This is a genomic window from Prevotella sp. HJM029 (genome assembly GCF_000599605.1).
Taxonomy (GTDB): Bacteria; Bacteroidota; Bacteroidia; order Bacteroidales; family Bacteroidaceae; genus Prevotella.
In genome coordinates, this window is the sequence record NZ_KK082679.1 from 79,469 (window position 1) to 106,157 (window position 26,689).

25 protein-coding genes are annotated in these 26,689 nt (G+C 47.0%); 3 read left to right on the top strand and 22 right to left on the bottom strand.

The window, feature by feature from the left end:
* Window positions 1-132: 132 nt before the first annotated feature.
* The 8 genes from X919_RS0114120 to X919_RS0114155 all read right to left on the bottom strand — a co-directional run bounded on the left by X919_RS0114120 (window position 133) and on the right by X919_RS0114155 (window position 9,350).
* Window positions 133-1,113: a glycoside hydrolase family 130 protein gene (locus X919_RS0114120; protein WP_028900669.1), complete on the bottom strand. Its 981-nt coding sequence runs from the start codon at window positions 1,111-1,113 to the stop codon at window positions 133-135.
* A 66-nt stretch (window positions 1,114-1,179) separates the two neighbouring features.
* Window positions 1,180-1,632 (bottom strand): nucleoside deaminase, encoded by a 453-nt coding sequence (locus X919_RS0114125; RefSeq protein ID WP_172642749.1) that lies wholly within the window; start codon window positions 1,630-1,632, stop codon window positions 1,180-1,182.
* The gene (locus X919_RS0114130) at window positions 1,633-2,481 is read right to left on the bottom strand and encodes a hypothetical protein (protein ID WP_028900671.1); all 849 of its coding nucleotides are present in this window, start codon (window positions 2,479-2,481) and stop codon (window positions 1,633-1,635) included.
* A gap of 15 nt (window positions 2,482-2,496) precedes the next feature.
* Entirely contained in the window at window positions 2,497-3,210 is a 714-nt protein-coding gene (locus X919_RS0114135; protein ID WP_155949746.1) for a hypothetical protein, read from the bottom strand.
* Between the two features lie 49 nt (window positions 3,211-3,259).
* A complete protein-coding gene (locus X919_RS0114140) occupies window positions 3,260-3,961 on the bottom strand; it encodes an ABC transporter ATP-binding protein (RefSeq protein WP_028900673.1) in 702 nt (233 codons plus the stop codon).
* A gap of 203 nt (window positions 3,962-4,164) precedes the next feature.
* Window positions 4,165-7,158 carry a protein translocase subunit SecDF gene (gene secDF / locus X919_RS0114145; protein ID WP_028900674.1) on the bottom strand — a complete coding sequence of 998 codons (2,994 nt, stop codon included), beginning with the start codon at window positions 7,156-7,158 and terminating at the stop codon, window positions 4,165-4,167.
* 126 nt (window positions 7,159-7,284) lie between these two features.
* On the bottom strand, window positions 7,285-8,376 hold the full coding sequence (locus tag X919_RS0114150) for an endonuclease/exonuclease/phosphatase family protein (protein ID WP_028900675.1): 1,092 nt from the start codon (window positions 8,374-8,376) through the stop codon (window positions 7,285-7,287).
* Window positions 8,377-8,387: 11 nt separating this feature from the next.
* Window positions 8,388-9,350: a rhomboid family intramembrane serine protease gene (locus X919_RS0114155; RefSeq protein ID WP_028900676.1), complete on the bottom strand. Its 963-nt coding sequence runs from the start codon at window positions 9,348-9,350 to the stop codon at window positions 8,388-8,390.
* A 216-nt stretch (window positions 9,351-9,566) separates the two neighbouring features.
* On the opposite strand from X919_RS0114155, the gene X919_RS0114160 reads away from it, so the two are divergent.
* Window positions 9,567-9,845, top strand: a complete 279-nt coding sequence (locus X919_RS0114160; RefSeq protein ID WP_256380407.1) for an HU family DNA-binding protein — start codon at window positions 9,567-9,569, stop codon at window positions 9,843-9,845.
* Window positions 9,846-10,101: 256 nt separating this feature from the next.
* Here X919_RS0114160 and X919_RS0114165 read toward each other — a convergent pair whose 3' ends face one another.
* On the bottom strand, window positions 10,102-10,281 hold the full coding sequence (locus X919_RS0114165) for a helix-turn-helix domain-containing protein (RefSeq protein ID WP_028900677.1): 180 nt from the start codon (window positions 10,279-10,281) through the stop codon (window positions 10,102-10,104).
* A 498-nt stretch (window positions 10,282-10,779) separates the two neighbouring features.
* Between X919_RS0114165 and X919_RS0114175 the strand changes: the two genes are divergently transcribed.
* Window positions 10,780-11,937 carry a PCMD domain-containing protein gene (locus tag X919_RS0114175; protein ID WP_028900678.1) on the top strand — a complete coding sequence of 386 codons (1,158 nt, stop codon included), beginning with the start codon at window positions 10,780-10,782 and terminating at the stop codon, window positions 11,935-11,937.
* On the top strand, window positions 11,934-12,689 hold the full coding sequence (locus tag X919_RS0114180) for a porin family protein (RefSeq protein WP_155949747.1): 756 nt from the start codon (window positions 11,934-11,936) through the stop codon (window positions 12,687-12,689). The genes X919_RS0114175 and X919_RS0114180 overlap by 4 nt, the downstream gene beginning before the upstream one ends.
* A gap of 172 nt (window positions 12,690-12,861) precedes the next feature.
* On the opposite strand, the gene X919_RS0114185 is transcribed toward X919_RS0114180, so the two are convergent.
* From X919_RS0114185 to X919_RS0114245, 13 genes are all read right to left on the bottom strand, one after another.
* Window positions 12,862-13,863 carry a type I phosphomannose isomerase catalytic subunit gene (locus X919_RS0114185; RefSeq protein ID WP_028900680.1) on the bottom strand — a complete coding sequence of 334 codons (1,002 nt, stop codon included), beginning with the start codon at window positions 13,861-13,863 and terminating at the stop codon, window positions 12,862-12,864.
* A 35-nt stretch (window positions 13,864-13,898) separates the two neighbouring features.
* Window positions 13,899-15,116, bottom strand: coding sequence for a GDP-L-fucose synthase family protein (locus X919_RS0114190; protein WP_028900681.1), 1,218 nt, complete (start codon window positions 15,114-15,116; stop codon window positions 13,899-13,901).
* A 26-nt stretch (window positions 15,117-15,142) separates the two neighbouring features.
* On the bottom strand, window positions 15,143-15,952 hold the full coding sequence (locus X919_RS0114195) for a glycosyltransferase family 2 protein (RefSeq protein WP_028900682.1): 810 nt from the start codon (window positions 15,950-15,952) through the stop codon (window positions 15,143-15,145).
* 13 nt (window positions 15,953-15,965) lie between these two features.
* A complete protein-coding gene (locus tag X919_RS0114200; RefSeq protein ID WP_028900683.1) occupies window positions 15,966-17,177 on the bottom strand; it encodes a glycosyltransferase family 4 protein in 1,212 nt (403 codons plus the stop codon).
* A 12-nt stretch (window positions 17,178-17,189) separates the two neighbouring features.
* Window positions 17,190-17,924 (bottom strand): glycosyltransferase family 2 protein, encoded by a 735-nt coding sequence (locus X919_RS0114205; protein WP_028900684.1) that lies wholly within the window; start codon window positions 17,922-17,924, stop codon window positions 17,190-17,192.
* Window positions 17,921-19,153, bottom strand: a complete 1,233-nt coding sequence (locus X919_RS0114210) for a hypothetical protein (protein ID WP_028900685.1) — start codon at window positions 19,151-19,153, stop codon at window positions 17,921-17,923. Before X919_RS0114210 ends, X919_RS0114205 begins: the two co-directional genes overlap by 4 nt.
* Before the next feature lie 478 nt (window positions 19,154-19,631).
* Window positions 19,632-20,294, bottom strand: coding sequence for a CatB-related O-acetyltransferase (locus X919_RS0114215; protein ID WP_028900686.1), 663 nt, complete (start codon window positions 20,292-20,294; stop codon window positions 19,632-19,634).
* An 11-nt stretch (window positions 20,295-20,305) separates the two neighbouring features.
* The gene (locus X919_RS0114220; RefSeq protein WP_028900687.1) at window positions 20,306-21,463 is read right to left on the bottom strand and encodes a glycosyltransferase family protein; all 1,158 of its coding nucleotides are present in this window, start codon (window positions 21,461-21,463) and stop codon (window positions 20,306-20,308) included.
* 25 nt (window positions 21,464-21,488) lie between these two features.
* Entirely contained in the window at window positions 21,489-22,775 is a 1,287-nt protein-coding gene (locus X919_RS0114225; protein ID WP_028900688.1) for a lipopolysaccharide biosynthesis protein, read from the bottom strand.
* 75 nt (window positions 22,776-22,850) lie between these two features.
* Complete coding sequence (locus X919_RS0114230) at window positions 22,851-23,864, bottom strand: hypothetical protein (RefSeq protein WP_028900689.1); 1,014 nt, start codon at window positions 23,862-23,864, stop codon at window positions 22,851-22,853.
* The gene (locus X919_RS0114235; protein ID WP_028900690.1) at window positions 23,861-25,141 is read right to left on the bottom strand and encodes a DUF4910 domain-containing protein; all 1,281 of its coding nucleotides are present in this window, start codon (window positions 25,139-25,141) and stop codon (window positions 23,861-23,863) included. Before X919_RS0114235 ends, X919_RS0114230 begins: the two co-directional genes overlap by 4 nt.
* The gene (locus X919_RS0114240; RefSeq protein WP_028900691.1) at window positions 25,138-25,641 is read right to left on the bottom strand and encodes a KdsC family phosphatase; all 504 of its coding nucleotides are present in this window, start codon (window positions 25,639-25,641) and stop codon (window positions 25,138-25,140) included. The genes X919_RS0114235 and X919_RS0114240 overlap by 4 nt, the downstream gene beginning before the upstream one ends.
* Window positions 25,641-26,681: an N-acetylneuraminate synthase family protein gene (locus X919_RS0114245; protein WP_028900692.1), complete on the bottom strand. Its 1,041-nt coding sequence runs from the start codon at window positions 26,679-26,681 to the stop codon at window positions 25,641-25,643. The genes X919_RS0114240 and X919_RS0114245 overlap by 1 nt, the downstream gene beginning before the upstream one ends.
* Window positions 26,682-26,689: the final 8 nt, after the last annotated feature.

Below are 26,689 nucleotides of genomic sequence, written 5' to 3' on the forward strand. Positions count from 1 at the left end.
AGGTCAGTTGCAAATATACGAATATTGTGCGAGAAAAGCACGCACTTTGCCCCATAATCTGCAATAGATTGTAGGGTAAAGACATGCAAATTGTGGGGCAAAGGCTATGCTTTTACCCCGCAAGGTCGCGCCCTACTCGGCACAGTTGTTGGCTTTGATGAAGTCTACAATCTCGCGAATGTAGCCAAAAGCCACGCCTACAACGGTGTCGGCAGCTCCATAATAGACAGCCACACGCTCGCCATCGTGGAGCGCTGCACAGGGGAAAATCACGTTGGCCACGTCGCCTTGCAGCTCATAGGGGGCGTTGGGCGCGAGCAGATAGGGCTGTGTGCGATAGAGAACGCGCTCGGGATGCTCCTTATCCAAGATGGCAGCACCCATGGAATAGCGATAACCATTGCACGTGGTGATGACACCATGATAGAACAAAAGCCAGCCTTCGTCAACCAAGAAGGGCACTGGCCCGGCGCCAATCTTCGTGCATTGCCAGGCACTTTGTGGGAAAGGAGTGGGCGACATGACGCAACGATGCTCGCCCCAATACTTCATATCGGGACTGAAACTGAGGTAGATGTCGCCGAAAGGTGTGTGGCCATTGTCACTGGGACGACTCAGAAGGGCATACTTGCCATTGATTTTTTCGGGGAAGAGCACGCCATTGCGGTTGAATGGCAGGAAGGCATTCTCGCACTGATAGAACGTTTTGAAGTCGAATGTGTAGCCAAGGCCAATCGTAGGACCGTGGTAACCATTGCACCAAGTAATCCAATAACGGTCTTCAAGCCACGTCACCCGTGGGTCGTATTTGTATTCCGAGGCAATCATCTGCGTGTTGCCCGCCTCGAAAACGATGGGTTCTTCGTTGATTTTCCAATGGATGCCGTCGTCGCTGAAGCCTGCAAAGATATTCATTTGCACGGCTTTGTTGTCGCAACGGAACACCCCTGCGAAGCCGTTTTCAAACGGAACGATGGCACTATTGAAGATGCTGTTAGACGTGGGAATGTCATATCGGCCGATGATGGGGTTATGGCTATAGCGCCACATCACGTCTTTGCTGCCTTGAGGGCGCTCCTCCCAAGGGAGTTTCTGAGCTGGAATTTTTGTCATGTTCAACTGTTGTTATGTTGTTTTTATTTTTCTTTTCGTGTTTGCATGTGGATTTTTCGCGGCACATCAGCGCCGTTGTTGAAAGAATTGCTGCATGAGTTGGCGGCACGCTTCGGCCAAAACGCCTTGTGTGACGGTGGCTTTGGGGTGCAAAACGCGGGGGGCATAGAGGCGATAGCCGCGCTTCTCGTCGGGCGTTCCATAAACAATGCGCCCCATTTGTGCCCAACCTAAGGCCGCCGCACACATCGAACAGGGTTCCACTGTGACGTAGAGTGTGCAGTCGGGGAGGTATTTTCCGCCCAATGAATCGGCTGCAGCAGTGATGGCTTGCATCTCGGCATGGGCGGTAACATCGTGCAAAGTCTCGGTGAGATTGTGTGCACGGCTGATGATTTTTCCGCGACAAACCACCACAGCTCCGATAGGAACCTCGCCGGCTTCGGCTGCCTTTTGGGCTTCGAAGAGCGCTTTTTGCATAAACGCTTCATCGATTTTCTGCTGCGTTTCGTCCACCATTTATTTCAGTTTGACGCGCCCTTTCAGGCCATCCAAGGTTACAGAAGAAGGCGTATTGCCGGTACTTTCAATCATGATGTGGCCATAGCGTGAATAAGTGAATGAGCTATTGCAGCTCCCTTGAATGAGCAAGTTGTCGACAAACGAGTGGTCATCGTCAGCATAAAACGTTTGAGAATTGTTCTCTGTGTCATTCAACATCTTGATAACCATGTTGTTTATTCGGGTGCCTTGCAACTCAAATTTATTGACCCCCACATTGATTTTGGCATCGCCGATGCGGCATTGCATCAGGGTGACATCGGTATTCTGTTGCAGGGTGAGGCTCTTGGTCACCAGATGTTGTACGCCTACCATGCTCAATGCGCGCAGTGCGTTGGGCGATTGCAGCAGTTTGAGCGCTTGAGCCGTGGGCATATAGAGCCGAATGACGATGTTTTGCTCATCAGTTGAGGTCTCTATGGTGTCAGAGGTGGCTGCATTTTTGGTTGTGGCATCGGTAAGCTCGTAGTTTCCTTGCGCATGTGCTGTGGCGAAGCTTGGCGAAGGTGAGAGGGTGAGCTGTCCATTTTGCATTTTTGTTTGGAAGAGTTCACGCGGATAGTCGACGAGAATATCCGTTCGTTTGTCGTCAACGATGAGCAAAACGTTATCCAACGAGTAGTCTTCAGGGCCTTCATTGGGGGGTGCAACAAACTGGATGCCCTTCAAATCATGAAGGTTGAGCGTCTGACGGGCAGCTGTATTGAATGTGATTGTCTCAGCTTTGGTGTCATGTCCTATGCAGAATCCCCACACCATGTAGCTCAAAACGATGAGAGCAAGGATGATTTTTGTGGTTGTTTTCATTTGCGTTTCCTCCTATTATCTTCGGTTTTTAATTTCCATTTCACACAAGCGACGGTAGGATAGCCATAGGTTGGCCACCGAAAGGAAGGCTAACCAATAGAAGAAGTGAAGGCCATTTTCAATGCGTTCGAAGCCAATAAACAGCGTGAAAATGCCACCGGTGAACAGCAAAATGAGCAGGGTGATGGTGGTGAGCAGCAGCGATCGGCGCAAAAACACCACGCTGCCGAGCATGTAAGTGGTGATGAGGAAAGCGTAGAAGGCGTTGAAATAGAACCATATATCCCAATAATGGTCGGTATCAAAGCTGATATGGCCGATGCCACCCCACAGCATTGATCCCTCATAGTGGACGGTGGTCATGAGCAAGGCGTGCAGCAATTCGACGACGTTGAACACGACATGGAACATGATGATGTAGGCCACGACGAACAAACAGACGCGTGCCAGCCAGTTTTCGAACATGCTTACGGGGGTGGTGAGCACGTGGATGCGACCCGATTTGAGCTTGCCGTCGCTGAAAAATTGTGAGGCGGCCACAATCATCACAATCATATAGATGAACGATGCCCAACCACTGATGGTGGCAGCCATGCTGATTACCTGATAGGCATCGAGCACTTGGCCGTCGTTATGGCTGCAAGTGAGGAAGAAGGTAGCGAGCATCACCATGAGCAACACACCGAAAGTGATGCCCGTAGCGATATAGAATTGGCTGCGATGTTCCATCCACAGCTTTTTGAAATAGCACCAAAAACGGTGCCAAGCGAAGAAATTGTTAGTCATGATGGGCCTCCCTTCCTTTGGTTGCTTCAATGAAATAAGTTTCTAAATCGATGGTTCCGTCGATGGCTTCGTTGCGGATAATCTCGCTTCTGTCCATCAACAACACGTGGTTGAGGATGCTTTCCACGTCTTTCACCTGATGGGTGGAGATGACGATGAGCTGACTTTCGTGGCTGCCTTGGCGGATAAAGTCGCGGAATTGCTGCTTGCTCGTGATGTCAAGGCCGTTGGTTGGCTCGTCCATCAACAACACTTTGGCGTGCGTAGCCATGGCAAAGGCCATGAAAATCTTTTTGCGTTGACCGAGCGATAAGGCCGAGAGCCGCACGTCGTTTGTCATACCAAAGGTTTGCAAATAGGCATTCATGTCGTCTAAAGAAAAGCGGGGATAGAACACACTGTTGGTCTTGACATAGTCTAAAAGCGACACGTTGGGCAGTTCAAACTCATCGGGAACGAGGAAAATCTCGCACATCGTGGAGGGCTTTCTGCGCCGCACATTCACCCCATCAAGCGTGGCTTGCCCAGTTTGGGGCGCCAACAAACCGGCCATTATATATAATAAGGTGGATTTTCCCGCGCCATTCGGCCCCAACAAACCATAGATTTTGCCGGGCGAAAGCGTGAGATTGAAGTCGCTAAACACAGGCGTTGACTGCCGAGGATAGCTGTAACTGAGCTGTTGAATCTCCATTGCTATTGTGTGATAAATGTTTAAGTCTGAAAGACGTTGATTTCTTTTTGGTTGCAATAATAGCAAAAAAATGTGTGCCAAGCAAGTAAATGATGAAGTTTTTTTCACGGGTTTCGTGGGCAATAGAATACAAAAACGGCTGCTGATGTTCGCACATCAACAGCCGTATATGAAAAAACTAAAACTAATTGATTTTCTTTTGTTTACGCTTTTGCGTCAGCCATCTCTACATTTCCATCTAAAGATTGAATCTTTCTGCCCATCACCAAGTAAGCAATTGGGCTGGCAATGAAGATAGAAGAGAGTGTTCCGAAGACAACACCCGAGGTCATCGCGAACGCAAATGGCTGGATGCTCTTACCACCGAGGAACAAAATCACGAGCAACACAATCAACGTAGAGAACGAAGTGTTGATGGTTCGTGCCAGCGTTTGGTTGATAGAATCGTTGAAGAGTACCTGAATATCCTGTTTAGGATGTAGTTTCAAGTTCTCACGAATGCGGTCGAATACCACCACTTTATCGTTGATAGAGTAACCAATGACGGTCAACACGGCACCGATGAAGGTTTGGTCGACCTCCAAAGAGAATGGCAACACACCCTGAAGGAGGGAGAATAGGCCGATAACCACGAGGGCATCAAAGGCCAATGCCACGGTAGATCCCACCGAGAACGCTACGTTGCGGAAGCGCACTAAGATATAAAGGAAGATGGCAATCAGCGCAATAAGCACGCTGATGATGGCGCCATAGGTGACATCTTTGGCTACCGATGGACCCACTTTTGAACTGCTAATGATGGAACCTCCTGCGCGAACGTCAGGATTTTTGAATGCCTCTACGCTCTTTTGGCTCACCATTCCGGCTTTCTTCAAACCGTTATAGAGCAGCGTTTCGGCCTGATCGTCGATGGTAGGACTGTTGGATTCAATCTTATAGTTGGTTGAAATACGAATCGTTTTGTTGTCCGTTCCCAACGAAAGTGCATTCGATGTGCAGCCGGGGAAAATGTGATTGAGCACCTCTCTCACCTGTTCGGGCTCGGTAGGTTTCTCAAATTGCACCACATAGTTACGGCCACCTGTGAAGTCAATGCTTTGTGCTAAGCCGCGAACAAAGAAGCTTCCGATGAAGACAAGCGCCAAGATGATGGTCACACCAAAGGTGCTTTTGCTCATGGTCATGAACTTATAGTGCTTGTCTTGCATGAGGTTCTTGCTGAAAGGTGTCCAATATTTGAGGTGCTCCCAGCGTCCTTTGTTGAGCTGATGCTCGTAAACCAAGCGGGTCAAGAATACTGAAGTGAAGAACGAACAAACGATACCTATAATCCAAGTGGTGGCAAACCCCTGGATAGGTCCTGTGCCAAAGATATATAAAATGACACCCGTTATCAATGAAGTGAGGTTGGAGTCGAAGATAGCCGAGAAGGCATTGCCATATCCTTCGGCTACAGCTTGCTTCATTCCCTTGCCTAATCGCAACTCTTCTTTAATGCGCTCGTAAATCAATACGTTGGCATCTACGGCCGTACCCAATGACAATACCATACCCGCTATGCCCGACATGGTGAGCGCTGCTTGGAAAGATGTGAGGATACCCAGCGTGAAGAACACGTTAACTACCAATGCAAGGTTGGCAATCATGCCAGGAACGAAGTTGTACATCAGCACCATGTAGACAATCAACAACACGAAAGCGATGGCAAACGACTCAATACCTTGTTGGATAGATGCGGCACCAAGCGTAGGACCTACCACCTCTTCTTGCACAATTCTTGCAGGAGCTGGCATGCGACCCGACTTCAAAGTGTTGGCCAAATCCTTGGTGGTTTCAACGGTAAAGTTACCGGTTATGGCACTTGAACCACCATCAATCTCGCCGTTTACACGTGGAGCGGAGTAGACAACACCATCCAAAACGATGGCAATGGCGCGGCCAACATTGGCCTTTGTGAGGGCAGCCCAGCGGCGAGCGCCATCACTATTCATCGTCATCGATACCTCAGGCTGACCCGTAACATGGTTAAAGCCGTCCTTAGCATCGGTCACTACGTCGCCTTCTAAAGGCGCTTGGCCATTAGGAGTATTCACTTTAATGGCATAAAGACCATAGATGTTCTTAGCTGTTACGCCATCTTCAGGTGTTGCACTCCACAACAATTTCAAGTCAGCAGGCAACACTTGCTTGGCTTCTGTGCCATGAATGCACTTGTTAATAGCGGCAGTGTCGCGCACACTGGCATAACCTACGAGGGCCAAAGCATTGGCTCCAGTGGTTTGTAAGCGCGACAACAAGGGGTGTTCCTTGTGGGCTTGTTCCAATAAAGCTTTGTCTTGTGTAGCCGAACCCTTATCGGTTGCCTTGCCTAATTGCAGTTTTGCAGGCTTCTTTGCTGCAGCTTGTGGCGCTTTTTCGGCCTTTGCTTGGCTTGTAGTGTCGGCTGATTCGCCAGCTACTAAGCGGGTGTCTAACTGTTGGAGATAGGGGATAACCTCATCTGCATTGTAGGTTTCCCAGAACTCTAAGTTGGCACTTCCTTGCAACAGCTTACGCATACGCTCGGGTTCTTTGATGCCTGGCATCTCAACCATGATGCGCCCTGTCTGTCCTTCGAGCTTTTGTATGTTGGGTTGTACCACACCAAATTTGTCGATACGTGTGCGAACGACCATGAATGCATTATCGATAGCGGTCTGAACTTCCGCTCTTAGCACGCGTTCTACTTCAGAGTCCGAGCTTTGTGGGTTCACTTTACCTTGCAATTGCTGCGTTGCGAAGAGCTCGGCTAAGCGATGTCCGGGTGCGTTCTTGTGGTAATATTTCACAAAAAGCGAGATAAAGTCGCTCTGACTCTTCTCTTCTTCTGCACGCGCTTCAGCCATTGATTTGGTGAAAGCTGCATCTGTTTTGTGATCAGCCAAGGTCTCTAACACATCAGGCACCGAGACTTCGAGAATGACATTCATACCTCCTTTGAGGTCAAGTCCAAGTCCTATCTGCGTTTCTAAGCACTTTTGATAAGAGTAAATGCCCAGATATTTCACAGAATCTTTATAATCCTGTTGGGCAATAGGATCTTTTATCTTCGCTGCCTGACGGTCATAATAGGCCGTTGCAAACGAGAACGAGAGATAAAAAATGCTTGCAAGCGTCAGCAAGACGGCTGTACAAATTACAATTCCTTTGTTTTGCATTTTCTTGTTTATTATTTATTCATTGTTTTTCCGCGCATCCGTAGGCCACATCTTTTATAATATAGCCGTGCAAAAATAGTAAAAAAACCGCACTCCATAAAATTTATTGTTGTGAAATTGCTATTTTTATGGTTTCGTTACCCGTTTCATCCAGCAAATGATGGGGTAGTGGTCGGAGGTTTTAATGCGATTGTCCACCACGCAACGATAGGGTTTCCAGTCGGGCGTCACCATAATATGGTCGATGCGTACATACATGCCGGCCTTGTGATAGCTCACACCTGGCCCGTTACCGGCAGCGATATAGCAGTCGGTAAGATGTTTCCCGATGGTATGATGGGCATAGGAAATGGGGGTGTCATTGAAGTCGCCACAGAGGATAATGCTGTGGTCTAAGTGGCTGTTGACATATTTTGCTACGGCATTGGCTTGCACAGCACGCTTCGAAGAGGCCTCGCCAAGCTTGTCGATGAGCCTGTAAGAGGTGCGTTTGGCAGCGCCGCCATCCAACTTCCCCTTCATCATCGAACGAAACTCCCTTTTGTCTTCGTTCGAGAGCCCCGTCGTTTCTAAATGGTTGTTGATGACCAACACCGTGTCGCGCCCCATCTTTATATAGAAAGCCCCACTGAGATTGCCGCGCGAAGGATAGGCGATGCGCTCGTGGGAGAGGATGGGATACTTGCTATAAACCGCAATCACATCGCTCTGTGCCGAAAACTTCAGCGTGTCTTTATAGGCAAAAAGCTTGTCCAACACCGAGTCAACGCGCGCCTGCCCTATCTCGTATGTCATGGCTTCTTGCAGACAAAGCAAGTCGGGATGTTGCGCTTTGATATACTCCAAGATGGGGAATTTGCCGTTAGCATGGCGTTCCCAGCCTGCAAAGCTCCACACATTATACGACATCACCTTGAGACTTTGGGATGGAACATCTTGCGGAATATTCACCGGGCAATAGGCTCTGATGGGGCCGTAGCACACCACATAGCCCGCAAACGGCAACCAAGCCACCCGCTTTTTAGTGCAAAGCCAGAACACCAAAAATGCAAAGTTCACTACCAACACCACTGGAAACACCAAGCCGGCATTGGCCAATAGCTGGTGTTTCGTGGGATCGAAGCGGTCGGAATAGCCGATAAACAGCATCAAGAGAATGGTGCTGAGGTTGGCTCCCATAAGGAGCTGCACGGTGATGCGTTTGAGCTTTACCAGCATGGTGTGGGCGTTTATGGTCGTTTACTTTGTTCAAACAGGCGTCGTTTCTCGTCAGCCGACAAGCTGTTATAGCCGCTTTTCCTGATTTTATCTAAAATCTGGTCAATCTCTTCTTGCGCCTTTCGTTTGCGTTCGTTGTCATCCCAGTCGGCTTTTCGGTCGCCCATGGTGCCGTTTGACGGCGAGTGAGTAGACCTTCCCCAATGGTTGTTGCCGCCGTTGTTTCCCATTTTCTGTTTCAGTTGCTCAAAAAACGAATGGCCGTTGCCATAGTTTTGATAGCCTTGGGCGGAATGTTTCTGCCAATAGCGAATCATGAAAAAGCCAATCACCATGCCCCCAATGTGAGCCAAATGCGCCACGTTGTCGCCTTTCATAAACAGCGCTTGTAACAGTTCTACCACGGCATAGCCACCCACAAGATATTTGGCTTTGATGGGAAAAGGGATAGGAATGATGAACATGCGCTCGTTGGGAAAGAGCATTCCAAAACCTAAAAGCACACCAAAGATGCTACCCGAGGCGCCAACGGTGGTCCAAGTGTTGAGCGCTACACCCGCTTCCTGGGCATAGAACAACAGGTTTGACAATGCAAAATGGGGCACTTGGCTCGACATTAGGGCATAGAATTGCACCAATTGTGCCGCCTCTTGAAACAAACCAGCACCCAAACCGCACGAGAGGTAATAGAACAAAAAGCGGCGTCCACCCCATACTCGTTCCAAAATGGGGCCAAACATCCATAGACCAAACATGTTAAATAGGATGTGGGTGAAGCCAGCATGCACAAACATGTAGGTGAAGAGTTGATAGAAACGGAAATGAGGGGCCAAGAAAAAATGTAAGCCCAGCATGTCTTCTAAATCCTGAAAGTCAAATAACGGAACCAGCGTTGAAAGTGAACTGGACATGAAGAAAAACACCACTATATTGACTAATAAAAGGAATCTCGTAACGGGTGTGATACGCATCATAATGCTCTATTGTTTAAATGCTATGTAATTGCTTTTTAATAGTGCAAAATTACGAAAAATATCCCTTATTGCATGGTAAAACAAGGCTTTTCAAGTTATTTTTCAGTTTTCAGTGCATTTTTTTTGTGTTTTTGTTTGTTGAATGAAAGGAATAGCCTATATTTGCCCCCATAAACAGAGAATTTCATTAATAACATTCATTTTTTTAAACGAGAAATTATGAACAAGACAGAATTAATCGACAAGATTGCAGCAGGCGCAGGCCTCACAAAAGCAGATGCAAAGAAGGCATTGGATGCAACAACAGCAGCTATTAAAGATGCACTTGCAGCTGGTGACAAGATTCAGTTGGTAGGCTTTGGCACTTTCAGTGTAAACGAAAAGCCCGCTCGTGAAGGTATTAACCCTGCTACAAAGCAAAAGATTAAGATTGCAGCAAAGAAGGTTGCTAAGTTCAAAGCTGGTGCAGAATTGGCAGATGCGGTAAACAAATAAGCGTATACCGTTGCATTTTTAGCATAAGTGGGAGCGTTCATCCATTGGATGGACTGCTCCCTTTTGCGTTCTGATGGGTGCAGCTGTTGGTGATGTGGGTTCCTTTTTGGTTACACACCATAGTACTTCTCTGCACAAAATAATACAAGGCATGTCACCTCTTCCGAAAAAATCGACGTCGGTGTCATGCCTTTTTTAGTAAAGTGATGTTATGTTTATGAATTGAAAGCGTCTTTTTTGATGATTTGGAGCGATATTATTCGTTGACAGTCCATTTACATCTCACAGGCGAAACGATAGCACCTTCGGCCTTGAGTTGCTTCATGATTTTGTCTACTTCCTTGCGATCGAGTCCTGAAAGTTCGGCAATGCGCCCAGCATTCAGCGGTTCGCCAGCCTCTCGCATGGCTTTTAAAAGGATGTCTTTATGATTCATATTCTGCATTTTTGTTTTTATCAAGCGTTGTATCGCACTGCTTTTTCTAAGCTGTTGCAAAGATATGTTTTTTAGATGAGCATTGCAATAGTGATCATCTATATTTAACGTCTTTTATCAAAACATCGTACGCGATGATAATGAGCACGGCTTGTGGGTCTTCTCCTATTGTGTTTTCCTGCGTTTTATGCTTTCTTTGCAGATCATTTTTCGTGTATAGATGCCTTGTGTTCTGATGGATTGCAAAGCCTGTTGTGCCGTCTGGTTATGACTGGGCTATGGCGTGGGCAAGCAATGTGAGCGACTTTAGTGGGTAAAGTGGATGGTTTTTCGTACCGATGCCATAGTGATTACCACACAATCTGTGTGCTTTTGTGTGGGCATCTCGCTTTTTTTAATGGCTGCATTGGTGCAAAAACGGAGGGACATGCGGCAGTTTGTCACTTTTTTTATACCTTTGTTGGCCTAAAAATCATATTTAAAGGTATTGTATCATCTATGAATATCAATGCAAAGCTGGCCTGCATGGCGGTGGCGTGCACGTTGTTGAGCTCCTGTTTTAAGGACGAAGCGCCCAATGCTGAGGCCGATATTGAAAAAGTAAGCATAGTGGTTGATTATCCTATGCAAGTGTTCTATAATGTGACCGACGGGCTGGTTGAAGTACCTTCTGCACAAAACAATATTGTGGTGGAGACGCGACGGCAGAACACGGTGACACATTATGCACCCACATTTGTGCTCACTCCTGGTGCAACCATCACGCCTGCCAATGGTTCGGTGCACGATTTCAGTCAGGGACCTGTCACGTACACCGTGACTTCTGAGGATGGACAGAACCACCGCACCTATACTTTGCGCATACAAAACGTGGCGAGGATGGTGGGCGACACAGTGCGTTTCGATTTCGAACATGTGAAGAAAGAGACGTTTGGTGAAGGTTTTCCCGATTACGACACGTGGCAAGAAGCGCAAAATGGCAGCTTGAATACGCTGTGGGCCAGTGGCAATGGCGGTTTTGCTTTGACGGCTTATGGGCAGTCTTCATCGGTTTATCCCACGCAGTCGGTCGAAGGTTATGACGGCAAAGGCGTGCAGCTCACAACGCGAAGTACGGGCATTTTGGGTGCCATGTTTGGCAGTCCTATCGCCGCTGGTAACCTATTTTATGGCACTTTCGATACGCAAAATGCTGCCATGGCACCACTGAAAGCCACACAGTTTGGCCATCCTTTTGACCGCAAGCCGCTGCGTTTCACGGGTTATTACCAATATACGCCAGGCGAAACGGTGACCGACAAGCAAAATCATGAGCGCACCGATATCAAAGATAGCGCCGCCATTTATGCCGTGCTCTATCGCAATCATGATGCAGCCGGGCATGAAGTGGTGATTGATGGTACGAATATTAACACATCATCGGCCATCGTCGCGCGTGCTGATTTGGGCTATGTGGCACCGCAAGCGACGTGGACGGCATTTGAAGTGGCGTTCACTTATACGCGTGAGATTGATCTCGATGTGCTCGAGAACAAGGGCTATAGCTTGGCTTTGGTGTTCTCATCGAGCAAGCGGGGAGCCGATTTTATTGGCGCTGTAGGGTCGACTTTGAAGATTGACCATGTGCGTGTGATTTGTGAAAGGGAACAACAATGAAGATAAAAAGAATTTTTCTCGCGCTGTTTATCGCTTGTTTTGCGGGGGCGAGCTGTGCACAGTCAGCATGGATGGATAGTCTACAGTACAGCGCTCGTGCTGGTTTTTCTATTGGAGGTACGTCACCTGTGGGGCTTCCAGCCAGCATTCGCAAGCTCAATCGCTATCGGCTGACGCCGAGTTTCCAATTGGGTTTGGATGCCGAACGGCGCATGACACCGTTTTGGGGTGTGCTGTTGGGGCTACGATTGGAGAACAAAGGTATGGATGTGGATGCGCAAGTGAAGAACTATCACATGGCGATGGATCGTGGCGGACAGCATCTTGAGGGACAATTCACGGGCGATGTGCGCACGAAAGTGAACGAATGGATGTTCACCATCCCATTGCTGGCCACGGCACATGTGGGCAAAACACTGCGCTTAAAGGCTGGCCCTTATTTCTCATACGTGCTCTCTCGCCATTTTGATGGCTATGCTCATGACGGCTATCTGCGCGTGGGTTCGCCCACAGGTCCGCGCATTAACATCGGAAAGGATGCCGGACAGCGTGGCGATTTCGACTTCTCTGACAGCATGCGACGCACGCAATGGGGTGTGATGGCGGGTGCCGACTGGTGGTTTTCCAACCGTTTGGGTGGCTATCTCGACCTCAACTGGGGCTTAACAGGCGTGCACCATCGCAGCTTTAAAACCATCGAACAAACCCTTTATCCCATCTTTGGCACAGTGGGTGTGGCCTATCAGCTGTAAGATGGGCATAGGAATGTGCTTGTAAAGCAATGTGCTGACACGCGCTATGGCAGGATGATGTGTGGCAAAGGCATATAAAAAAGGTGCACTTCTTGGTGCACCTTTTTATAATAGGGTAGTAGGATTTTCTTTCAACCGCTTGCTACCGATGGCGATAATGGGTTAAGGAGATTTACTTCTCCAATTGTTTGCTGTCGATATAGGCATCGATAACCTTGGTTTTCTCTTCCAAAGGAATGATGTCATAGTCGGCAATGGCGGCAGGAATGAGGCAGGAATAGCCTTCGCGGAGAGTGATTTCGTCGCCCGTTTCGCGTATTTTTATTTTACAATCGCCTTCAATACAGAGTGAAATGATGAAGCTGTCATATTTCAAAAGGTTGCGATGGAAGGGCGTTTCGGTGTCGACTACGCGCACATTGAAATAGCGGGTGGCGAGCACTTCCTTGGCCTTGAGCGCCTCATGGCTGTAGGTGGTGCGATAGTTGTCATAGACATTGTAGTCTAAAGCCTCGGCAGCTAAGTCGGTATGCAGCTCGCGTGGCTTGCCATCCATGCCCAAACGGCCGTAGTCATAGATGCGAAACGTGAGGTCGCTGCTTTGCTGTATCTCGGCCAACACGATGCCTTCGCCGATGGCATGCACACGTCCGGCAGGGATATAGAACACGTCTCCGGGGTGAACACGGTGCTTAGCGAGCACGGTTGTGATGTCACCTTCGGCAATGAGGCGACGATATTCTTGCGCATTGATGGGCGTTTTGAAGCCCGCATAGAGATAGGCTCCGGGCTCAGCTGATATGACATACCACATTTCGCTTTTGCCTTTTTTGTGGAATAGGCGTGCGGCCATCTCGTCGTTGGGATGCACTTGGATGCTGAGGTTGCGCTTGGCGTCAATAAATTTCACAAGCAAGGGCAACTGGTTGTCGTAAGCTTTGGCCACGCCTTTGCCCAACACTGCGGCAGGTTGTTGCGCGATGTAGGTGGCCAGATCCATGCCTTTGGCCTCGCCATTGGCAATGACTGACACCGATTGGGGCACACAACTCACCTCCCAAGACTCGCCTACGGGCTGCTCATGGGCAGGTAATTGTTTCCACTTCGTTAGTTTCTTTCCGCCCCAAACCACTTCATGGAGGTTGGGTTCGAATAATAAAGGATAGAGTTTCATACGATATGATGCTATTTGTTAATTCTTTTCATCGGTTAAAACGGTTGTTCCAAACTGCGTTTATACCATTGATAGAGGCGCGAGATGCCCTCGTCGATGTCCACTTTGTGGTGCCATCCTAAGCGATGTAGCTTCTCCACGTCGATGAGTTTGCGGGGTGTTCCGTTGGGTTTCGAGGCATCCCAAACGATGGTTCCAGTGAAATCGACCGCCTTTGCCACCTTCGTTGCGAGGTCTTTAATCGTGAGTTCCTTGCCCGATCCGACGTTGATGTGGCAGTTTCTAATCTCACCTAAGGCGGGAATTGCGCCGCCACGACCTTCGGAATTGTTGCGGTCTACGGCACCATCGACCTTTGAACCATAGAACACCGATGAGTATTTCTCGATGCCGATGATGTCTTTGAAGTCGACATGCAGCAGCACATGTACGCTGGCATCGGCCATATCTTCGCTCCAAAGGAACTCTCTAAGCGGACTTCCATCGCCCCAAAGCGTCACTTTGTTGTCTTCAATGCCATAGAAAGCCAATGCTTTCAAGATGCGTTCCTGCGGGTTGTTGCCATCCACATTGCCCTCACCAATGATGCTTCTCAGCGCATCTGTGGGGTTAATGGGGCGCTTGTTCATGTCGGTTTTGATGGCCTCCCAATCGCCATTGTGAATGAGTTTGGCCAAATAAATCTTGCGCATCATGGCCGGCATCACGTGACTATTCTCCAAATGGAAGTTGTCATTGGGACCATAAAGATTGGTGGGCATCACGGCAATATAGTTGGTTCCGTATTGCAAATTGTAGCTCTCGCACATCTTTAGTCCCGCGATTTTCGCGATGGCATATTCCTCATTGGTGTATTCTAACGGCGAGGTGAGCAGCGCATCTTCCTTCATTGGCTGTGGCGCTGCTTTGGGATAGATGCACGTTGAGCCCAAGAATAGCAGTTTTTTCACGCCATGGAGATAGGCATTCTCGATCACATTGCATTGCATTTTCATGTTTTGCATGATGAAATCAGCGCGATAAATGCTGTTGGCCATGATGCCTCCGACGAATGCTGCGGCCAAAACAACGGCATCAGGTCGCTCACTATCGAAGAAGTTCCGCACCGCTATCTGGTCGGTTAAATCCAACTCTCGGTGACTTCTCCCCACCAAATTGCGATAACCCCGTTGCTCTAAATTGCGCCAAATGGCCGAACCCACGAGCCCTTTGTGCCCCGCAATGTATATTTTACTGTCTTTGTTGAGTGTCATAATGATGCTGTTATTTATAAAATGATTTATTGTTTATTGATTTCTTTCATAACCATTTGGTTCCATTTTGTGCGTTCTTTGTCCACCAACCACCCCCATTTATTGAAGTAACGGATGGCACTTTGGATATGAATTTTGAGCAGTCTGCGATTCTTATACGATGCCCTTTGGTGATTGTGCACAATGGTTATCGCTGGCCAAAAGAGTGTTTTGGCCTTTCGATGCACCCTCCTGGTGAGGTCAATATCTTCCATATACATGAAAAAGCGTTCGTCAAAGCCACCCACTTCTTGCAATATGGAGTTGCGAAAAAACATGAAACAGCCCATGTGAAACGGCACATTGAGCGGTTTGTCATGCTTCCAATCTCTTAAAAGGAATTGGTTATTCTGCTTTTGAAACCATGTTTTAGGCAGGAATCGCCGTAAGATTTGTATTGCAGGTGTGGGTAACAACCGCACAACATGTTGCAATTGTCCATCGGGATAAATGGTGTTGGGAATCAATTGTCCCACATCGAGATGCTCATTCATATAGCTTTCGATGGCGTTAATGCTATCGGGCGTAAAATAAACATCACTGTTGAGCACCAAATGATAGGTGGCATGGCGTGCAATGGACTTTGCAATGGCGATGTTATGTGCGGCACCATAACCGATGTTGTCTTGCGGGACATATTCAACTTTGGGCTGCGTTGCGCAGAATGTTCGAATATAATCTTCCTGCGAATTGTCAATGATGAAGATGCATTCAATGTGCGAAGATGTGAGCGATTGCAAGCATTTTTGAAGCTCTTCTATTGCGGTGTGGAAGGTAACGATAGATACTGTTATCATAAGGAACAGGTGTTTATAGCGTGTTGAAGATGCGTTCTACGTTTGAAAGGTAGGTTGCCATCGAGAAATCGGGCAACTGTTGTGTTGCCATTCGTGCGGCCCATGTGGCTATTTCGGTTTGATTGAATTGTTCAACGGCTGCCTTTAAGCCATCATAATCGCCCATTTTATAGGTCAATCCATTGCCATGTGGCTGAATTAATTCAGTTGCACCACAACCTAAAGGCACAATGCACGGCACCCCAATCGACAGCATTTCGGCCACGCTCAGCCCAAAAGTCTCGTTCACTTTTGACGGAAAGATGAGGCATTTGGCTTGTTTTAAATAGGTCATCTTGTCTTTTCCATTCACCCAACCCGCAAAGGTGATGTTAGGATATTGGTGTTTTAAGTCCTCAAGCAAATAGCCATCGCCCAAGACAATACCCTTTAATTGCAGTTCGGTCACCACTTTACAAAAGTCATGGATGCCCTTTTCTTCAGACAATCGCCCAACATACAGGAAAGCATCGTTGTGCGTTATATCAATCTTTTCATTTGTGATAATCTCTATAGGGTTATAGAGCACGCCGCTTTTCGTGGCAAACTGCGTTACATAGGGGCGCAATTTTTCTTTGCATAACTTCGAAACAGCGTAGGCATGGATATATTTTTTCGCACGATGTAGGCAATGGTTTAACACGCTTTGGCGCACACATCGATAGAGCTTATAGGCGTAATTGCGCGAATCACAATGGGTTAACACGCAGCGAGTGGACATGGCTTTGCAGGTGCAACATGCATTCTTTTGGTAGTTAAAGAACCCACCATTGGGGCAAGCCGTGAAGTAATCGTGCAAGGTCAGAATGGTTTTGAACTGCCGTTTTCTAAAGGTTGAGAAGATAGCTGCCGACAAAGTCTTTACATAACCATGCACCATCACCACGGTGTCTTGTGGACTATATTGCGCTAAACATTTGAGACTCTCGCGATAGGCCTTGCTGTTCCAAATGTTTCTACATGCAGAAGCCATTTTATTTTTATCGGAAAGGGCATCGGCTTGATTGAGGAAAACCACCTCAATGCCGTGTGCTTCGAGCTTCGAGTCAATGGGACCTGTGGCGCAAAAGAACACCACATGATAGCCTTTCTGCGCCAACGCAAGAGCGCTATCGAATGCGATTTTGCCCGCACCCCCATAAATATGTCCATAATCATTATAGACAATGATATTTTTTACTTGCATGATGGCGTAACGTTAGTGCATCAATCGGTTGCGGGTAATCGCTCCTATGCCTTTACAAAAATAGAAAAGGTTGAGCGGAAGTGACAGGGAATGGTGTAGCTTGCGCACTTGAAAGGCCTGCCAAACGGCTTGATAAGTGGTGCTTGCGCCGCCATCTTGCATGCAAAGGACGGTCTCATTGACAAACAAACTCTTGAGCTTCTTTCGTAAAAGAAATTCATAATCGGCGCAGATGGAGTAGTGTAAGCTAAACAATCCCACCTCGTGAAAGAGCTTTTTGTTGTGAAGTGATGCTCCATGGGCTATCAGCATTTGTTTGCGAAAATCGTCCCATTGATAGGGTTCTCCAATGGTTTTGAGCACTTTCCCCGACGCATCTACCAATAGTTCCTTGGCGCAAATGAGGTCGTAAGCTGCACAATCTTGTTGTTGAAGCAAGTTAAGATAGTCTGATAACGCGTTGCCTACGAGATAATCATCGGCGCCAATAAACATCACCCAATCGCCTTTGGCGTGGGTAATGCCCTTGTTCCAGGCATCATAAATACCTTTGTCGGGCTCGGAGCTGCTATAATCGATGGTGTCTTGATAGGCGTTGATGATGTCGAGGGTATTATCTTTCGACCCGCCATCTATCACAAGGAGCTCAATCTCGTTGGTCTTTTCTTCGCGAATGCTTTGCAAACAGCGTGCAAGCGTTTTGCCTGCGTTGTAAGTTGCAATGATAATTGAAATCTTAGGGCTCATTTCTTTTCGTTTCTTAGTCGTAATCGTTGTGTTATTTTGGCTTCTTTATAGGAGAAATAATAAAGCATATTGTAAAAAATCATCCCATAAACAAAGTAGTTCCCTCCACGGATAAAGGTGCCCAACAGATAGAAGAGCACGCAGGTGTTAATCATAGATTGCTTGCTCCTGCATTTGAATAGGAACACGATATACACGAGGAGTCCGAGAATTCCCGTCTCCGATAGCAAGCGATTGAACAGCGAATAGCCATCCTCATCGTTGAGTCCATAGAGTGGTCTGTTGGATTGATACACCGCATGGTAGTTGAGTTTGTGCGTACCTAAGCCTGTTCCAGTCCATCGCAGCGGTGCATGTGTGGCCACATAGGTATTGGCTAAGAGGGCATACGACGAGTTATTCAAACTCTCTATGACATAAATGTTGTTCAAACTCGACAAGGCTGTGGCTGTTTGTTGAAACCTAAGCATGATGCCACTAAATCCTTTTTCAGAATCGCTTTGCTTTGTTGTTGAAACAAAGAAGATGACGATTCCTATGGCACAAGCACCAATCATCTTGAACAAAATGCCTTTGTTCACCCGTCGGTAGAACCATTTGAACAGGCAAATGGCAGCTGTAATGAATGCAATGGTCGATAAGGAGCATGCTAAACTCGTGAAGATGAGCACCAATTGCCACCGTTTGAAAAGATGGAATTTATCTTTATAGAGGATGATATAGGCGATAAACGGGCTTAGAATGGTGCCATAATAACCGCCTTCGGCTAAGGTGCTATGCACACGAATGATGTGTGATGCCACCTCGGTATTGGTTTTTGCCCACAAAGTGAACGAGAAAATGTCGATATGTGTGGCAGCATAGGCACAAAGTTCGATGAAACCGAGCAGACCAACCACCTTGGCTACCTTCAAATAGACGATGAATAGCCCCTCGATATGGGCCTTTTGCTGTGACAAAAGACTATAGTAAATCAGGATGTAGAGGGTGAGTAGCCCATATTGTTGCAAGCCCTTGCTCATGGGATAGCCCAAGATGGTGGTTGCCACCACGACAGAATAGGCAAAGAACAGCGTTAAATAAACCAGCACATGGGGCGCTCTCACCAGCGAATGGCGAATGAGATAAAGCAGCGTTAGCAGCAAAACGCCAAGTTCTATGGAGCTATAGCAGAAGGTGCTAAAAACCACAATATAGAGCCAGTTGGCTTTGATTTTACGTAATAACATCGTTGGTCTCGCTGTCTTCTTATGCGTTAGTTGTTGAGACTATGCCTTTAAAGACTTGCATGACCTTGTGTCTCAGTTGGAAAAAGCGTATGAATTGATACATAAAAGCTATTCTATTTGCAGGCAATTTGCACGATAAAGCGTGATAATTACGTATGAATTACTTCACCCTGCGGTGTGGCCTTTGCGGCATGATGTTCTGCTTGGGTTCACAACTTTGTCACTTTTTCTCCGTTAGTGACTAAGATAAGTGATAAAGTTAGTTCCATCAAGCCCTTTATTTCTGCTACTTTTGCTCCTAACTTTGTCACTTTTTCTCTATCAGTGACTAAGAAAAGTGACTAAGTTAATTCTGCTAACAACCTTGTTTTCAGCGCTTTTGAATAACTTAGTCACTCGAGTGACTAAGTTAAAGTGACTAAGTTAAAATCGAATGTATGTGCAAGAACGATTGTTATGCGATGAATCGTGTAATCTTTTATGCTTTGTTGTAATAGGCTTTGAGCTTATTGATGTCGCAAAGCAGTGACCAATGCGCTCTAAACCAGGCAATAGGATTGTTCCACCATTGCACCTTGAGTAGCCATTTTATCGTTGCTTCGTCATAGCGGTAGCCGATGATTTTAGCCGGAACACCGCCCACGATGGCATAGGGTGGAACATCTTTCGTGACAACGGCGTGGGCAAGCACTACCGCTCCGTCGGCAATGTGAATGCCACCATTGATGAATACTCCCTCGCAAATCCATACATCGTTACCGATTTCACAACCAAAACGTTTGTCATCATCGGTTGTTCGCAATTCGTTAAACATTTGTCGGGTAGCGAAAGTGGCTCCGTTTTGCTTGCGAAGTGAGAAAAAACAGGGCGAAGTAGTGGCGAAAGGTGCTTGGAAAGGATGGATGCCGTGGTTGCAAATCACGTGGTTTGAGATGGAACAAAAGCGGCCTATTTGGGCCGTTAGGCTCGAATGATGGCCAATATACGAACCATAGCCGAGGATTCCGCCAAAGGAACTGTGGCTATAAATTTTGTTCATGCCTTCGAATTGAGCCTGTAAAGCAATGTCGCAACCCTGTTCAAGCTGAAGTTTCCCGCGCCATTTCAGACGGAGAACCCATCGTTTGAGAAACTGTTTCATCCAGCAATGCATCATTTTATGAGTTTTTTACACCATCGTTTGCACACCATCATGACGAGATTGGCGATGCCAACGGACTTCAATAAGGATAGTATCTTGAGCCGATAACTGTATTGCAGCAACGTAATGGGGTTTATCGCTTTCGGCTTTCGGCCTTTGGTGTGCGTGTCGTAAAGGTAGATTTCTTGCCCTTTCTCTTGCAGTATGATGTTCGTTTCCATCGGATGATAGCGCAAACCAAAGCTGTTGACGACCTTAAAAGGAAGCGACCGGGTGGTTAGAAGATAGCGCTTGACATGCTGGAGTTTGCGTTTCCCCCAGAAATCTACCGTCAAATCGTCTTCTGAAAGCTGGAGATAGTGGGCTAAAAAAGTGGGTGAGAAGAAACCATCATATTTCACTATGCCCTCATCAAGCGCAGGCAATCGGTAGGCTTTTTGAGGCAAAACCTGCAGCGAACTGGCAAAAATATTGGCCTCTTCTTGCCCAACATGTGTGCCTGCATCATTGTTATTGGAGGACAATGCTTGGTAGGGATAGACGAAATATTTATTTTCTTCGATGCAATAGCGCGTGTGATATTTCAGCCAAGAGCTCTTGGGCCAGTCGTTAAGTGCCTGTGGAAGGTAATCGAGTTGAAATTCATCGTGATGCGTTTCATACCAGGTCATGAAGGTTTGCCATTGCCTTTTCAGCCAAATTTGTCCCCACGATTGTGCACAATTCATAAAATAAACATCGGCATCTGTCTGCAAAGGTGTGAACGGAAGACCATTCTGATAGTCCACAGGGAAGTTGTATAGGCTGATACCCGCTATTCTTTCATCATCCTGATACTGGGCAATGGTTTGGCAAGCATATTGATAATAATAGGGCGAAACGGTGATGTCGTCTTCTAAAACAATGAGCGCGTCATAATCATTCAGCAGTTTTCCCACCTCCAAGACGTGTGCTCGGAGCCCTAAATTGTGTGGATGCTTGATGGCTTTGAGTGTTCCATGTGGCCAATGGTAGGCCTCAACGAAGTCTTCAATGGCCGTTGTTTCGCTCTTGTCAATACTGATGATGAGTGGAATGGGGGCATCATAATGTGCCGCTTCCAACGATTTCAGCACGCGTTTTAAGGGTGCTATGCGATTATAACAGATGACGCAGATGGCTAAAGACATGCTGTTTGATGAGTTTTTATGAATGTTACTGCACAGAAAGTGGCAGATTTTGTTGCAAAATCCGGCGTGCATAGTGTCTCACGAGCACTAAGATGACGGCTTGAACTAGCACGTAGATGATGGCCGTTAAATAGAGCGAATATTGCGTAAGCAGCAGAGATAGCGTGAGATGCAGCAGGGATGAGCCAAAGGTGATATACATCAGTTGCTTTGTTTCTTTATAAAAAAACATGTAGTTGCAATAGAGAAAATAGAAACATTGCAAGAGCCCGTAGCCACAAAGAATAAGAAAATAGGGGATGGCTGGCGTGTATTTGGGCAATGCCAGATAGCAAATGGGGACAATGCATAGCACATAAGCCGCACTTGCTGCAATATAAACGAGGGCAATCGTCTTGGTTTGCCGGCGCAACGCCATGTGCTTCTCTACATTTGAAGTTGTTTTGTTGCCCAAAATCTGATAGAGTGTTACGGAATTGGTGGCATTGAATGCCGACCCAATCATGACAATCACAGTGACCAAACTGATGGCAAAGCTGAAAATTCCCACTTCGTATGTGGTGTAATGATAATTGATGATGTAGCGGTCTAAACCTTGTTTTATCCATATTGTAGCCAAATGTGGAATCATTGGAAGACCGAAAAGGACTATTGTTTTATAGCGCTTCCAGGAGAAATCGACGCTGAAGAGCTGAGCATGGTAGAATGAAAAGAAAGCTAATAGTCCCAAAATGGTGATACTAACCCATTGTGCATTGATGCGCCCAAGCCATCCTTGTTTGAGTAGAAGAACGAAAACCATCGTGAGAACAAAGTTTAAAAGGGCGTTAGCCATGCTCCAAATGCCATAGCTTTTCAGCCGTTCTTGAATGCGAAGGTAGTCTTGATGGATGTTGAAAAGAATGTTGCCAAAGGAGATGATCAGTGCATAAAAGAGCAATGGACGTGTCGTTTCTAATGCCTTTACCATGTTGTCGGTGAGCAAGGTTGCTACCAATGCGAGTACCAGGAGCGACAGAATATGGATGAAAAAGATGGCGGTGAAGTCCTTTTTGAATACGGAATAGGTCTCGCGAAAGTAGGAAATCGACACATATCCATAGGTGGAAAGGCCGATGAAATAGCCCATAAAGGTGGCAATCGTACTGAAAATGCTGAGCTTTCCGTAATCGGCGGGCAAGATATAGCCTGCTACTAAGATGAGAATGAGGAAGTTACAGCCTTGTCCAAAGAATGAAAAAAGTGAGTAGAGCGAGCCATTAATCAGCGTTTTATTACTTGCAAAGCGGTTTAAAATCGAAGGGAGAAACATGAAATATAGGTCAAATAGTTCTCAGAGAACTGAAAAATTTACATTGAGTTGATAGTGTTATACGGCAGAACTTACCTATTTCTCTTCGGCATAGATGGTTTTGATGCCATGATGTTCGTAGTAATCGGTGACAACTTCAATTTGTTTGATGAAGTCGTTGGAGGCTTCTACGTTGAAAACCACGTTCTCAATGCGGGTCTGTGGAAACAACAATTTGATGTTATAGAGCGCTGTTGAGGTGTAGCCCAACACGTAAAAGGGCTGGTAACCGAGGTTAGCGAGGAAGAGCTCCACCGTTACTTTGGGGCGCACATATTGCACGTTGTACTTTTCGCAGAGTGTTTTGGGCAAGTCGTGGGTGTCTCTTCCGTGGGGAATATAGTAGACGGTGTGGCGGTCTCCATATTGTTCTTGCAACGCCTTGAAAGTGGTTTCTAAGTTGTGCATCACCCCATCGAGTGGTAAATTGCCCGGTTCGCAAAAGCGATCGTAGTTGGTTCCGATGAAAAAGACGTTGCGCAAGTCGCCATGATTCTGCTGATGGGCCACCTGTTGGAAATCGTTTTGCCGAATATGGAAGGCAGGATTGGGAATATCTCCATAGACGGTGTAGATGTTGTTGTGGTTGTTAATGCCCCGCACTTTGCATGCCCATGCGAATAAAGATTGGAATAACTGCACCCGTTTCTCTACTTCGGGCTGATGTCCTTTCAGCAGAAAGATGTTGTCGTTGCCATCATCTAAATAGACCATGCAGCCACCATTGCTCACTTTCGACAGGCCAATGAAGTATTGAGAGATGTTGCGTGCATCGCCAATAAACAATCTTTTGTATCTCGAGAAGTGGGGTAAGAGGAACTGTAAGCGGTCTGTTTTCGTTAATTTCTCGACATTTACGACCTCATAAGCAATGCCTTGCTGTTGGAAAAGCGTAAAGAGTTGCTCATTACGAATATCTTCTATGAGTGCTAAGTAGAAGCGATAGTCGGTGATTTCAAATGCTTTGATGGCATTAAATGCACAAAGCGCTTGAAAAGGGGAGGTGACAACGAAGATAGATGGCGTTGACTGTTGAAAGGGTTGCGTCATGATTTTCGTTCAATAATGTGGTGTTCCAACAGGCGATTGCGTGCTGCAAGAAAGCTCTCAAGGTCAATATTTGACTTCTGAATGATGTCGAAAAGGGTGTGTTTGCCGTCCGAATAGTTAAGCAACCACATCATGGCCTTCAGCTCATCCGACTTGTTTCCCACGGCACTCAACGTGGGATAGAGCCCTCGTTTGCCTAATTGCACTTCGCAATAGGGCATGAGATTGACGAACGTTTCGTTGTTCTCGAGGGTGTCGATGATGCGTTCAAGCAGGTCGGCTGAGCCCAAAATGGCATCAAAGGAGATGAAAGATTTGTCGTCTTTTGACGTGTGATATTCTTTGTATTGCTCATACATCGTTCGCGTGATGGAGCAGAAAGGAAGGTTGATGCCGGGCGAACAGTATTGTCGTTCGTCGCTTCCGCCCGAAGGAAAGAAGTCGATGAGTGTGCCTTTTTTTTGCTGAATGTAATAGCTTGCGATGCGGTCGATGTCGGAATCGCCTATTCGTGACTTCTTCAACGAGAAGTTTCCGCGGTCGCCTACGCAGGTAAGAACGATGCCTGCGCGTGTGTTTTGCTGCATCTCCCGATAGTGTTCAGAGAGATACCAAATGCTTCCGATGGTCTCGGGCATGAGCAAAAACTTATAGGTGTAGCGCAGATGCTTGCGCTTTAGGCGTTGATAGAGTTCCAAAAGCAGCAGCGGTCCCGACAATTCATTGTTGGCCATGGAGGGATGACAGATGTAAGAGGTGAGATAAACGCACTTCTCGGAGTCGCCCTTTAAGGTGGCCTCGCCCACGGTCATGCTGCCTTTCTCGTCTAAACGGCTGTCGATGAACACCTCATACTGGGCGTCTTTGTCGAGCTTGTCGAATTGATTTTGCGACAGACAAAAGCCCCATCGCCGTGCATAATAGGATGTGCGATAGGGAATAGCGTCGGGGAAATCGGGCAAAGTGTAGAGGTGATTGCGCAACGATTCGAATGACATTGTCTCGTGAATTGGTATAGAATAGCCCAAAAGATGCAGGTTATTGTCTTTGAAATCGATAGCTTTTTCTCCTTTATCGTTTTTAATCCATGCCTCGGTTACGTTCCATTCGGGAGGAATAGTCCAATCAAAGCAGGTGGTTCCGCTGGGGATTTCGCGCATAGTGAAGGGCATATAGCGATTCAAAATGGCGAAAGACTGACGGTTACCTTCGCCCGAAAGACTTCGGTTTAAGGGCCAAAGCTCGTCGAAAATAGCTTCTAATTCGGTTGTATTCATGTCAATGGCAATTCACGATTTGCATTCATAATGATGCGTTCAACAAACTCTCGGAAGACACCTTCGCCTCCTTTTTTCTCTAAATCAATGCTGCTATAGGGGCGGATATAGGCCGAAGCGCTACTCGGAACGCCCGTGATTCCCCCGGCATCGCGCACGGCTTTAAGCACAGACAGGTCGCCTAAATCATCGCCGATATAAGCGATTTCGGCAAGGGTGATATGAAGTTCGTGGCAAATCTCGTGCACCACTTTCAATTTGTCGCTGATGCCTTGATAGAGAAAATCCACCTTTAGTTTCTTGGCTCTGCGTGCAACAATCTCGGTATCTTCGCCAGTGATGATGCCAACGGGGATGGAAAGGCGGTGAGAAAACAGCACGCCCGCACTGTCGGCAGTGTTGAATCGTTTCCATTCATTGCCCGTCTGGTCGTAGTACATGCCGCCATCGGTCCACACACCATCAATATCTGTGAGGATAATTTTGGGGAGCTTTGTCATCAATCCAAATACTTAGGATAAATAATTTCGTTTTTGGGAACGGCCGTTTTGAGCGTCTTTCCGATGAGTTGCGTGCGTTCTGCCCATTTAAAACCATCGCCGGGGCTAAGCATGTGAATGTCATCTTCGGTGATGATGTGTCCCACTTCCAAATCTTTATTCGATGCAATGGAGCGTTCAAGTTTCACCTTTGAGGCGGCAACACTGCGGTCGATATAAAGGTCTTCTGTGCCCATCCAATGCTCGGCCAAGCGGATATCGCGCACCATCCTGCGCACACCATCGGGGCCAAGTGAGCCTTTTTGGTCGGTACCTTTCATGCCACGATCGATGGTTATGTGCTTCTCGATAATCTTTGCGCCCATCCCTACGGCCACAATCGGTGCGGCAATGCCTATCGTGTGGTCGCTAAAACCAATGGTATATTGCCCGTAATGCTTTTGCAAATAGCGGATAGTGAGCAGATTAAGATTATCGGGCTCGGTGGGATATTGCGACACACAATGCAGAATGGCAATGTTGTCGTGGTATTTTGTGATGACGGCTAATGCCTCATCCAATTCTTTTTTGCCCGCCATGCCCGTTGAAAGAATGATTGGTATATGCGTTTCGGCCAAGGCTTCTAATAGTGGCAGGTTGGTTAAATCGCGGCTGGCCACCTTTAATCTGTCGGGTGTGAAGAGGCGAAGCATCGACAAACAGCCTTTGGCACATAGCGTTTCGACGAAGTCTAACCCTAAAGATTTGGCATATTTGTACACCTCAAAGTGTGCTTCATCGCTGAGTTCTAAGAACTTTCTGTGCGCTCCGTAGGTCTTTCCAAACGAGTTTGGGTTGTCATACGGGCGGTTCATTTGCGATGAAGAGAGCTCTTCTGATAGGTCTCTCTTGGTTAGTTTCACTGCATTGATGGGCTGAATGTCAATGCCGAAATCATCTTCTTTGATGGGACGTGCCACTAACTCGGTGAGCAACTTGGCGATGTCGACCGACCCATTGTGGTTTTGTCCAATCTCACCTATTATATATGTCGATTCCATATCGTTGC